This is a genomic window from Staphylococcus sp. FSL W8-1207 (genome assembly GCF_038003745.1).
GTDB lineage: Bacteria > Bacillota > Bacilli > Staphylococcales > Staphylococcaceae > Staphylococcus > Staphylococcus equorum.
The window spans coordinates 55,824-68,599 of sequence record NZ_JBBOPU010000001.1 but is presented as its reverse complement, the minus strand read 5'-3'; the positions used below and the strand labels follow the sequence as shown (position 1 = coordinate 68,599).

Sequence of the window (12,776 nt, the reverse complement as noted above, 5' to 3'; positions counted from 1 at the left end):
ATGACTGTTAGATTTCCGTAGAATTCTAACAGTCATCTATTAAATTTTGAGTTTAAGCTTAAACGTCTTTAAAGATAGACTAATATATCATTAATACTTTAAGATTAAATGCGGCGTTTCAATTCTAAAGTTCTTTTTAAGTTCGCTTGCTTTCACTTTCTCATGCACAGTTAAATCATATGTCATCTTATCGTTTGTGTTTAAACTGTTTAAATAACCATAAGTGAAGCGTTTAGGCAACATAAGTGCTGTCATCCCTTCTGATAATAAGTAATTGAATTTTAAGCTACGTAATTGTATTGTTTTACTATCTTTAGAAGTAACTTCTAACATGTCATAAAGTTTATTATTAGTTACATAGAATGACAGATTATCAAAATCTTTCGTGAAGTATGGCGTAAAGCGATAATATTTATTATTACTTTCTGCAATTGTACTTGTCTCTACTTCATAAGGGTATTTTGCACGTTTACTACCAATACGTTTTTCAACAATCATATTATCTACTCTCATCTATAAAAAGGCATCCCAAACTTTTTCTTTCACCAAGTATGGGATTATATCATTCATCGACGCACTAAATTTAAAGCGAGATTGATCGTTAATTGCTAACGGTACATAAATCAGTTCTTTTTTGTTTCGAGAAACAAGCTTTAATTGAATCATTGTCGCAACATGATTAGGATTAATGATTGATTTTAAGAATTCTAGCTCTATTTCAAATCCTTTATCATTAAATTTAAAATGTGACATTCTTAAATCAGGTTTAATCAATTGTTTGAATTTGAAAAACGGCTCATTTTCACCAAATTGTATTTCCAGTTCTCCTTGGTGTGCATTATAGTTATAAAAGCGACCATTTTTATAACTTTCTTCAACCTTTTGGTAATGTTTCATATCTTTTAGACGTGCGTAATACAACAATGGTTTCAAGGAATCGTTTACTAATTCATCTACTTCTGAAGGTACTTTTTGAATAAAGTTACCTAATGCATCCATCCATACTTCTTTTTTATCATCGGCTATTTTCAGAGAAAAATTATTAGTTCTTGAGAAGGAGAAATGACGATCTATAAAATAACCTAGCACCTTATGTTTATTATCTAAAGGACTGTCTAATATTGCTTCTGTTATCAATGACATGACCTTGTAAAAATCTTCTGGTGAAACGTAGGCTGAACTCATATGTTCGCCTTCACGTTTTGCAGCATAGTAATAAGGTTTATCAGCTAGTACAGCTATTTTATCCGCATTGAGATAAGCTTTCATTGTAAATAGTTGATCTTCAGCGCTACGCAAATCTTCTGGAAAATCAATATTATTATTGCGTAATAACGATGTTCTATAGAACTTAGTAGGACCTAGTGTATATATAATCCTCGAATTTTCCAGTGTCACAGAGTCACTTGTTTCTTTAAACATAGACCTTGGAACACCACGACCATTTACACCTTCCATTCTTACTAATACCACATCTGCATTATTGTTATCTACAAATTTAGACACATCTTTTAACGTATCGTTATTAATATAATCATCAGAGTCTACAAAAAATACATATTCTCCTTGAGCAATTTGTAATGCTGTATTTCTTGGCTTACCTGGGCCACCTGAATTAGTATCAAGCTTTTTCACAATTAAATTCATCTTATCTTTATATGGCTCTACAATTTTTAGTGTGTCATCTGTTGAACAATCGTCAAAAACTATCACTTCAAAATCCTTTTTATCGTACTTTTGATTTTTTAGACTGTTTAATAACTCTTCAATATATTTTTCCGAGTTATAGCTTGGTACTATAATTGAAAATTTCACTTTATTTCACCTCATAAAAAGTGAGCTAAGATACAATGCAATATACTTAGTTTAATAGCAAATAAAATATACGCTATATCTTACCATCAGTCTATTTATCATTGTACTTAACTCACTATATTGATCTTATTATTTTAGTTGTACTATAAGTTAACTTCCAAATACATTTCTTACTAAACGTTCACTTGAGCGCCCGTCTTGATATTTAAAATGTTTGTCTAAGAAAGGTGATACTTTTTCTACTTCGTAATCGCTATTATCTAATGCCGTAATTAAATCTTCAAATGATTCGATAATTTTACCTGGAACAAAAGTTTCATAAGGTTCATAAAAATCACGCGAAGTAATGTAGTCTTCAAGGTCAAATGCATAAAAGAGCATTGGACGTTTAAATACTGCAAATTCATATACAAGAGAAGAATAATCACTGATCAATATATCTGTAACAAATAGAATGTCATTAACTTCTCTAAAATCTGATACATCTACGAAATATTGTTCATATTCTCTAGGTATATTTAATCTGTTTTTCACAAATGGATGCATTTTGAACAGCACAACTGCATTATTTTCACGACAATAACGCGCAAATCTCGCAAAGTCTATTTTAAAGAATGGGTAATGTGCTGTGTGGTGGCCACTGCCTCTAAATGTTGGTGCAAATAGAATAACTTTTTTACCTTTAATGATAGGTAAATCTTGCTCCATTTCAGCTACAATTTCTCTTTCATAATTTTCATCGAAAAGAATGTCTGTTCTAGGCACGCCTGTTGGTATAATATTCTGTTCTTTAATGCCAAACGCTTCCCCATAAAAAGGAATATCTGTTTCAGATGAGACAAAGGCTTTTGTATAATTTCTATGGTTGACGGAATTAAAGAACGGCCCACCTTTTTTACCAGTACGGCTATATCCAACTGTTTTAAAGGCACCTACTGCATGCCAAACCTGTATAATTTCTTGGCTTTTTCTAAACTTCACTGTATATAATAGTGGATGAAAATCATCTACGAAAATATAATCTGCTTTACCTAATAAAAACGGAAACTTAAACTTATCTATGAAATTTCTTCTTGCAGAAATATTCGATTTAAACAAGGCATGAATTTTATACTTTTCATCTAAATTTTGACGTAACATTTCATTATATACATACTCAAAGTTACCTGACATATATTCTCTTGAATCAGAAGTGAATAATACTGTATTGCCTTTTTTTAAGTGGAAAAATTTAGTTACTTTAAATATAGATTGAAATACAAAATTACGCACATTAAAAGAGTATCTATTGTATTTCAAACGCAAATCTATTATTTTTTTCTTAACTGGATTTACTTTTGGTAAAGGCGCTTTAAAATCAATATTTAATACAAATTCATTTATTTCGCTTGAAATCATTGGCTGAACAATATATTCTGTTTTCTTAGAATTGCCACCTTTTTTAAATACGAACTCATAATGCGTCAAAAGATAATTATTTTTTCCATTTTGTGTTTCTTCTGCTGCATATTCTTCTAGTTGTGTATCATCTAATTCATAACTATCAGGATTCAGTAATGTTTCATTGATATGTGCAATATAATCATAATCGTCTTTATAGACAATGAGATATTCACCAGATGGAAGATAGTTTCCATCATCTAAAATCGCCACATTGAAGCGTGCTTTAAACTTGTTTCCTTCAATTTTCACATCATTTGCTGCTAATTCTTTAGTTTCAGTCAAATTTCGCAAAACAAAATTTTTCTTGTTAAGCTCAATATCGTTAACGTGACCTTCAATAAATAATTGAATTCGCTCCCAATAGATGTCATCAATTATTATTTTAGATTTGCTCAATTTTAAAAACCCTCTCTTGTTCAATTAATTAGTTTTATAACCATAGAATTGATATTAATAACTAATTTAAAATAAATATAAATTCGAATTTTCAGTTATTTATATTTATATATTCACGTTCTTTACATTGTCCATTTAAGCACAGTCTTGCCCCATGATGTTGATAAATCTGTTTCAAATGCTTTTACCGCATCATTAATTGTTTTAATATCAAATTCATTACCTTTTAGAAGTTCTAATTTTTCAACGACATCAGGATTGTCTTTATAAAATTGAGCAACATCTCTGAAATCTTGTGCACCACTTCTACTACTACCAAACATCGTTATACCTTTTTCTAATACAAGACGTGTATTTACTTCTATTGGATATTCACTTACGCCTAACAAACTAATTGTCCCTTCTGGAGAAATCAAATCAATAATCTGATTCACCGCTGACTGGCTTCCTTTACCGCCTACACATTCGAAACCATGGTCAAATGAAACATTTTCCGGAACTTCATGAATGTGATATATATGTTCTACAAATGAAAAATGACTTAACTTGTAATCCGTTTTACCGAAAACATAAATTTTAGCGTTTGGATATAGTTTATGAAGTAAAATAGCTGTTATATAACCTAAATTCCCATCTCCCCATACACCAAAACTATTTTTATATGAAATTGATTTACGTTCAAAACGTTGAATTGCATACCAAGCTACGCTAACTAGTTCAGAGTAAGCAATTGTACTTAAATCTTCGATGCTATCATCTATTTCAACGACTCTATCGTAATCCATAAATACATAATCTTGCATAAATCCATCAAAACCACTAGATCTAAATTTACTGCTTGGCAAATAATTTTCAGCTATGACATCATCTTTTTCTACTGGTGTATTAGGCACCATGATAACTCTCGTACCAATCTCAAACACACCTTTATTATCGTAAACAACTTCACCAACACCTTCATGAATCAATGACATTGGCAGCTTGTTTTTCAGCACTTTTTCATTTCTACTACCTGTATAATATCTTTGATCTGCTGCACAAATTGACAAATACAGTGGTCTTATAATAACTTTATCGCTTTTAATGTCTTCATTATTATATGTTACTTCAAATTGTCTCGGAGCAACGAGTTGATATACTTGATTAATCACTCGACATCCCACCTTTTATGATTGAGTTAGCAACTTTAAGATCATAAGGTGTCGTTATTTTTATATTGTATAATTCTCCCATAACTAGTCTTACAGATTTGTTTGCTACAACTAGTATCTTACAGGCATCTGTCATAATTTTCTTATCGTCACTTGAAAGCTCATTATAACTATTTCTTAACAAATTAATATTAAAAGATTGAGGCGTTTGACCTTGATACATTTCACTTCTAACTGGTATAGACTTTATGGATTCACCATCTTCTGATGTGATGATTGTGTCAGTAGCTGTTATTACAGTATCTACAGCGCCATATTTCAAAACACTTGCTATGTTTTCTTTAATAATACGGTGTGTTAAAAACGGTCTAACTGCATCATGTGTAACAATAACATCTTCATCAGTAATACCATTTTCAGCTTCTGCTGCTTCTATAATACTCATAATTGTTTCATTACGGTCCTCGCCGCCTTGAACAACTTTAATTCTGTCATCATTAATATTATGTTTACGTAAAGTATCTTTTGTATGAGAAATCCATTTTTGAGGTGTAGCAATATAGATTTTATCGAATTCACTTGTTAATAAGAATTTCTCTACTGTATGAATAAGAATAGGTTTCCCATCTAAATCTAAAAATTGTTTTGGTAATGGAACATTTCCCATTCTTGATCCAATACCTACAGCCAAAATACCAGCATATATCATATATTTCCCTCCTATGTAGTTGTTGCTTTTTCAGTTTTTATTTTATTTTTCAAATTTTATTATTAAATAACTTAGCTATAAAAACTGTTTTATAAGTCCATTTTTACACTGTACTCATAAAATGTATTATATAAACATTATATTACCACCTTATTATAGTCTTTTTCTACTTATATCCATACCCGTACCAGTTAATATAGTTTTTTTCTAATTTCAAACCACATCTTTACTTTTATAATAAATATTACAGAACTTTATAAAATTTATTTCCGACTAATATCCTAAACTTATTTAAAATGATATGGCAAAAAAGCAGATTTCCTAGTTAAGGAAATCTACCTTTTCATTTTTTGCCATCGAATTTGTTTTTTTCACTAAACTAACTCATTTAGCTTGTGCCTTATTTTATCTATTACCAACATCGTGTCCTATTTCTACAGTCTTATCATTTTTATTGTAAAGTGCTGCTTGAACACTACCAAAGTTAGGATCATTTCGTTTTTCTTCTACTTTAAAACCTAAACTTTTGAAAATAGAAACATCTGCCTTACTCATAGCATTTTCATAAAACACTGTACCACCATCATTGTAAAAGCGTGGCTTATCTATTGACTCTTGAAGCGTGCCATTACCTTTTAAGTAATCTATCAGCACTTCGTTGGTTGTGGTAGGAATCTTATTACCGCCTGGCGTCCCAATACCCATATAATAATCAGGACCCACGACTATACTTGGAGCTGTATATGATCTAGGTGTTTTATGTTTCCCACCATGGTTAGGGCTTAAAGGATCAGAAGAAAAGTTTGATAAGGAGTTGTTCATATAGAAACCTTCCTTCATAAAATCACCTGAACCAAAGAAACTTGATAATGTATTAGTAGTACTTGTTACTTTGCCCTCTTTATCAACTACAACAAAGTGTATTGTACTTGTATTATCTACATTATTTGTATTGAAATTACTTTCAAAGTTCACTTCATTTAGTTTGCCTAATAAATAATCTTGAGATAAGTATTCATCGTAATCTTCATCTTGTCCATTGACTATATCTCTATTTCGATACATAAGTGCTCTCGATTTTAAAATACCAGTAATATAATCTAAACGGTTATTAGGGGTAGTTTGATTATTTGGGTCTATTTGCTCATTTTCTGGCGCAGACTGGGTATTTTGCGGCACTTGATTGTTTGTTGCTTCATCTATTTCTAAACCTTGAAGCATCAGTGTGCCACCCAATGGATTAGATGCAGAATAAACTTTAGTATTTAAATAATCTGTGCTAACCGGTTCTTTTTTCGTGGTTTTATAACTATTAAAATCTTTTTCAGTTATTTCTTCATCTACTTGATCAGAAACACTTTCGCCCACTTTATCATAGAAGTAGTCTGGTCCATGATCTCTAATTCCTTTGATTGTTTTAGCTAATTCTGGCTGTTTAACTACTTCACCTTCTCTTTTGGTTTTATCACCTTCAAAGAATGGTGAGTCCCTATCAACATCAGAACCGTATAATTTTAAACTGCGTTCTAATTCTGAATCAACTTCAAAACCTTCTTCTGCTAATGGAATCACATAGTTTAAAATTTTCTCTTCATCCATTTTACCCGCTTCTTTATGTGCATCATGTATCCCACGTACAAAGCCTGGTGTACCTATTTCGTCTTTCTCATCATATTTAAACGATGAAATATCTTTGTATTGCCATTGCTTTGGCGCAACATTCGGTTTGCCATCATAGGCTAACATCGCGCCTCCACCACCTAAACCAGATGAGTGAGGCTCGGTTATTGCTAATGCATATGAAACACCCATGGAAGCATCAACAGCATTGCCTCCGTCTTTAATAATTTTCTCCCCAACACGGCTTGCTATTGGATTATTCGAAGCAACACCGTAATTTTCATCTGATGGGTTCTGATCATGATCTGCAATCTTATTTTCATATAATTCATCTTTATTATAATTATCTTCTTTGGTTGCTATAAAAAAGATAAAAGAAATAATTATAGTAAGGAGTAAGATTGCGATGAGCGTTTTTTTATTATAAATACTCATACTTAAGCTCCTTTAGACAAATATTGGTGATGCGATGTTTTAAGTTCATTTTGTTCATATTGATCTAAACCTTCATTCGCTTGAGCAAATACAATTAATAAAAAGATGACTAACACTATTGAAACTACTGTAATACCCACCCATTGTGTTTTAATGTTCATATACGTAACCTCCATTCTCTTTTTTTAGATCCACACTTTTACTTTCAATATTGTTCAATAATTTAATTTCTTCCACTTTGTTAGGATTGGATTCTGTTATTTTTCCGCCCTGTGATTTAATTGGTGTTACCATAAATTCTGAATCATTACCATTCCAATTTTGTTGAACAGCCAAGCCTTGTTTATTCTTAGATAAAAAATCCTCAGACGTTACGTTACCAAGACTATAAAAAATACTAGTACCTTTATATTTTTCAATCTGTTGAATCACTGAGTTGTGACCAATAATTACATCTGCACCAGCATCAACAAGTGAATGTGCATATTTCTTTTGTCGCGTTGTAACAGCACGTTCATCCGTTATTCCCCAGTCGACATTGACTACAACGTAATCATTTTCCTCTTTTAACTTTTTGATTAATGGAATATAAATATCCGGTTCTAAACTTACCGAAGTTGTATTCTTCAAGGAGTCAGTGTAATCAGACTCAACATCTGTAAACGAAACATTGGCAATTTTTTTACCTTTAACTGTTTGTTGTACTGTTTTACTATTAATAGGATTCGAACCATTTCCAGTTAAGTAATTATAACCAGCCTGCCCTTCTACCGCTCTACTAAACTCTCTCGCTGTTATATTATCGGTGACCTGGTTAATAATATTTAAACTTTTAATATTTAACCCCCTTAAAAACATGACATTCTCTAAATTCTTATTAATATTTGCTTTTCTATCTTCTGAAAAATTGGTGAGTTTTAAGCTTGCTGTTGAGTAATCACTTGCATTTAAAACACTTTCTATCGGACTAAAGGTGTCGTTAATATTGTTTTTCCTTATGTGCTTATTCATTTCTATATTACCTAAATAAGTCATCCTTATATCATCTTTGGCTTTCTTCATAGCTTGAACTGGTTCAACTTCTTGTGATGACATAGTGAATATTAAAAGTGCAATTGCCCCTATTAAAATAATGCCGGTGTATATAGAGTTGCGTTTTTTGTGACGTTTCGTCCATTTTAATACCCGTTCCTCTATAGTAAATCGTTTAGATTGCTTCATATTTATGCTCCTTACTAATTGATAAAGCTATAAAAGAATAAGATGACATAAGTAATACATGTTAATAACATACATGTAGATAAAGTAATAATGACACCTTGTTTTTGAATTGTATTTGCTATGATACCTGGAATAACAACGCCAATCCCTGACATTTCCACCATTTCAAATGGAGTTAAGGGATAAATGATGTCAAATACAAACTTTAATACCATACCAGTAAGTATCATTGCCGCAAATTTTCTACGACCATATAAAATTACGATTTTGCTTACACCATGATTAACAATGAAATATGTAATGCAACTAATAATGAGTACAGATAGTAACATAATCGGCTGATCAAAAATCAGCGCTAAATATCCTGGTACTACTAATCCAGCTGGACTAATACCAAATTTCTCGGCAAAGATTAGACTTAGTACAATGCCCACAAATAATGAAAAATATAACTCTGAACCTATCATATTATTTGATCCCTTCTATATATTGCGCTATTTCTTTACCTGGTCCGTGAATGTTACCAACACAGAAAATCAAGGCATTTTGAGACTCTTTATATAATGCGCGCTCAACTTCTTTTATATCTTTACCTTCGAAGTTTAAATACTTCTTATTCGGCTGGCCTTCCATTACATCGTTGACCATTTGAGTACTTTTACCTGTACAAATTAATGTATCGAATTCGACATCCTTTAAAAAATCTTCACAAAATTGTCTCGTTCTGTCGATTCTGTCTGAACGACAATTTAATATAAGTACAATTTTTTTATAAGGATAATTATAAGTTTCAACTTTGTCTAATATTGCTTTTGAAGATTTCGGTTCATTTGCAGCAAATGCATTAACATAAACGTTAGTTGAATTATTAGCGTTAAAGTATTTAACTTCAACCGCTCCAACATCAGGGGGTGCATTTAACATGCCACGCAAGGCTGTATCTCGATCTATACCCATTGCTTCGGCAACACCCATAGCAATTGCAACATTATCTGGGAATACAATGTAACCGAACTTTCTTAGATAGGATTCGGGCACCTCTTCTTTATCAACAACAATTAATTTTGTTTTACGTTTTTTAGCAACTTTAGCAAAAAATTTAGTGTAGTCATCTTTCATTACTACAAGATGTCCTTTGTATGGAATGGTCGCTGTAAATGCTTCGGCAACTTCATCTAACGTCGGTCCTAACACATCCATATGATCTTCCATCACATTTACAATCACACCAATATTTGCTTTCACTAAGTCTTTTTGGAATGTAATTTGATAATCTGGATTAACTGCCATACATTCATTTACTAAGGCGTTGGCTTTTTGTTTTACAACTTTGCGAATAATATCACGTTGTTCGCCGATATTTGCTCCTTGAGGCTTCCTATAAACTGGATACTCTCTTGGTGTAAACCAATACAACATACGTGCATCTGTTCCTGTAGTTTTACCTATAACTCGGTAGTCATCCTCACGTAGTGTACTGTAAATCAATCTAGTTATAGTAGATTTACCTCTTATACCATTTATATTTATGCGTATCGGTACTTTTTCTAATCTGTAAGAATGTTGTTTTTTCTCAACAATACCTAGCCAAAGAATTAGACCTACGCATATGATGATGAGTAGCAAATTTTATCCCTCTTTTCAGCAGCGTATTTAATTTTATGTAAATATCAAAGCAGGTTAATCATGTTATTAATACATAGTGAAGATGTATCAACTAAAAATAGCATTCACAACATTTAAACAATTCCTACCTATCAATACGGTTATCCTACCATGTAGTTATTGATTTAATATAAATTGTTTGAAGTATAGATTAATTATTCGTAAATTCAAATTTACAAAACATGTAATATTCATCTTTTATCTTTATAAACCCTTATATAATGGCATTTTTATTTTTAGAAAAAATAAATACTTTTTTCGAAAAAATTTAATTTAATTTAGTAATGGGGGATTTTTTGCCATAAACAAATATATAATATTTACTACTTCTTAACATGCTATTAAAATTCAAATGTTATCTTATATGTGTAGGGAGCAATAAATCTATCTAGGAGGCAGTTTATGAGTAAATCTGTTAAATTAGTAGTTTCTATATATCTTGTTGTTGTATTTCTTATCACTTGTAGCTATCTCATTTTGATTTTAGTTGGAAGTATTCAAGGTAATGATATGAAGGGTGCAGTATTAGATACTGCCAATCCTACAAACATTGAAAATGTAGAATACAATAATGAATCTTCACCTGAAAAGACAACAACTGAAAGTAATAGCGTACCTGATGAATTACAATCTAGTCTTACTAAACCATTAAAAACAGAAGCTTTATCACACAATGTTAATACTCATACAGGGTCCCTAGATCGCACTTTTTCTAAGAGCCCTGTATGATTTTTTTGTTAAATATACGATATGTGCTCAAAATATAACTAAAAACTCAAATAAAATTCGCCTTTATTATTCATCTCCTATTTCGATACTTTAAAATTTAATTAGTCTGAATCTTCAGATATAATTAAATTGATAGTTATTATTTTATGAAAAGGGGTTTTATTAAGATGAGTAAATTTTCAGAAGCAGAAAAAGTTCAAATACTAGAAGATTTAGTAAGTATTAAATCTGTAAATGATCATGAAGTTGAAGTTTGTGAATATCTTAAAGATTTATTATCTAAACATGGTATCGACTCCAAAATAATTAAAATCAACGATACGCGCGCAAATTTAATAGCAGAGATTGGTAAAGATGGACCAGTTCTAGGTATTTCTGGGCATATGGATGTCGTTTCAGAAGGCGATAAAAATAAATGGACATATGATCCATTCAAATTAACTGAAGTAGATAATAAATTTTATGGACGTGGTTCTGCAGATATGAAATCAGGACTTGCTGCATTGGTCATCAGCTTGATTGATATCAAAGAACAAGAATTATTAGACCATGGTAAAATTCGTTTGCTCGCAACTGCAGGCGAAGAAATCGTCGGTGAAGGCGCAAAAGCTTTCCAAGAGCAAGGCTATATGAAAGATGTAGAAGCGCTCGTTATTGCCGAACCATCTCAAGATAGAATTATTTATGCGCATAAAGGTTCAATGGACATTCGTGTTACTTCAAAAGGTAAAGCTTCGCATAGTTCCATGCCACACCTCGGGTTTAATGCTATTTCGCCACTTGTGAAATTTGTTTATAAAGCAGATGAAGGTTTTGAAAAGTTCAACAAAAGCAATACCCTTTTAGGTAATGCCATTATGAATGCTACTATCTTTAATGGCGGTAACCAAGTGAACTCTATTCCAGAACACGCTGAGTCAGAATTTAATATCCGTACTATTCCAGAACATGATAACGAACAATTCATTTCTTATTTTAATGAGATTTTAAAACAAGTTGAAACTGATCAAACAGATATTGAAATCGACACTTACATGTCTAGACCCCCTGTTTATACAACTGGTCAAAATAAACTAGCAGAATTAGCTCACGAAATGGGTACAAAATATTTAAATACTGATTTACCTTTAGAAGCTTCACCAGGTGTAACCGATGCTTCCGACCTACTTGTAGATAAAGATAAAGACTTTTCATTTATTATGTATGGCCCTGGTTTAGTCAGCCAAGCGCATCAAGTAGATGAATATGTAGAAAAAGATGTATATTTAGCATTTATTGATTTATTCACAGAATTTTTCCCAACTTATTTAAAAAATAAATAAATGATACTGCTAATCCGTATCATTTCCTAAAATGACTTAAGAAACAATATTTTATATATGAATTCAGACAATAACAATGAATAGTTTGATTATTTTTTTCTTTTTACTAATTATAGTGCTTTGCGCCGACTCCTGACTAGTTAATAAAGCACTAGCCGAAGACTACGAACTAATGCTGTGACAGCGGAATGTGCACACAAAAAACTGCCAACAAAACCCCAAACTTTATGGCACTCTAAAAGGGCTTTCCAAAAAATGGAAAGCCCTTTT

At 31.5% G+C, this 12,776-nt stretch carries 10 protein-coding genes and 1 pseudogene; 2 read left to right on the top strand and 9 right to left on the bottom strand.

The genetic code is table 11. The features are described from left to right. Positions 1-90: 90 nt before the first annotated feature. From NSR03_RS00305 to pgsB, 9 genes and pseudogenes are all read right to left on the bottom strand, one after another. A pseudogene (locus tag NSR03_RS00305) lies at positions 91-1,815 on the bottom strand (glycosyltransferase). 150 nt (positions 1,816-1,965) lie between these two features. Continuing rightward, entirely contained in the window at positions 1,966-3,654 is a 1,689-nt protein-coding gene (tarL, locus tag NSR03_RS00300) for a teichoic acid ribitol-phosphate polymerase TarL (RefSeq protein ID WP_065367495.1), read from the bottom strand. A gap of 122 nt (positions 3,655-3,776) precedes the next feature. Continuing rightward, on the bottom strand, positions 3,777-4,805 hold the full coding sequence (locus NSR03_RS00295) for an alcohol dehydrogenase catalytic domain-containing protein (RefSeq protein ID WP_069813409.1): 1,029 nt from the start codon (positions 4,803-4,805) through the stop codon (positions 3,777-3,779). After that, the gene (locus NSR03_RS00290; protein ID WP_069813411.1) at positions 4,798-5,514 is read right to left on the bottom strand and encodes a D-ribitol-5-phosphate cytidylyltransferase; all 717 of its coding nucleotides are present in this window, start codon (positions 5,512-5,514) and stop codon (positions 4,798-4,800) included. The genes NSR03_RS00295 and NSR03_RS00290 overlap by 8 nt, the downstream gene beginning before the upstream one ends. Positions 5,515-5,919: 405 nt before the next feature. Next, on the bottom strand, positions 5,920-7,569 hold the full coding sequence (locus tag NSR03_RS00285) for a gamma-glutamyltransferase (RefSeq protein ID WP_069813413.1): 1,650 nt from the start codon (positions 7,567-7,569) through the stop codon (positions 5,920-5,922). A 2-nt stretch (positions 7,570-7,571) separates the two neighbouring features. Continuing rightward, positions 7,572-7,730 (bottom strand): hypothetical protein, encoded by a 159-nt coding sequence (locus NSR03_RS00280; RefSeq protein WP_021338608.1) that lies wholly within the window; start codon positions 7,728-7,730, stop codon positions 7,572-7,574. Then, entirely contained in the window at positions 7,720-8,790 is a 1,071-nt protein-coding gene (locus tag NSR03_RS00275) for a CapA family protein (RefSeq protein ID WP_046465976.1), read from the bottom strand. Before NSR03_RS00275 ends, NSR03_RS00280 begins: the two co-directional genes overlap by 11 nt. 14 nt (positions 8,791-8,804) lie before the next feature. Further along, positions 8,805-9,257, bottom strand: coding sequence for a poly-gamma-glutamate biosynthesis protein PgsC (pgsC, locus tag NSR03_RS00270; protein WP_002506667.1), 453 nt, complete (start codon positions 9,255-9,257; stop codon positions 8,805-8,807). 1 nt (position 9,258) lies between these two features. Then, complete coding sequence (gene pgsB / locus NSR03_RS00265) at positions 9,259-10,416, bottom strand: poly-gamma-glutamate synthase PgsB (protein ID WP_002506666.1); 1,158 nt, start codon at positions 10,414-10,416, stop codon at positions 9,259-9,261. A gap of 441 nt (positions 10,417-10,857) precedes the next feature. Here pgsB and NSR03_RS00260 point away from each other — a divergent pair, with 441 nt between their 5' ends. Together NSR03_RS00260 and NSR03_RS00255 are read left to right on the top strand one after the other, a co-directional pair. Beyond that, a complete protein-coding gene (locus NSR03_RS00260; RefSeq protein WP_021338609.1) occupies positions 10,858-11,184 on the top strand; it encodes a hypothetical protein in 327 nt (108 codons plus the stop codon). Positions 11,185-11,351: 167 nt separating this feature from the next. After that, the gene (locus NSR03_RS00255; RefSeq protein ID WP_069813415.1) at positions 11,352-12,506 is read left to right on the top strand and encodes an ArgE/DapE family deacylase; all 1,155 of its coding nucleotides are present in this window, start codon (positions 11,352-11,354) and stop codon (positions 12,504-12,506) included. Positions 12,507-12,776 lie beyond the last annotated feature (270 nt).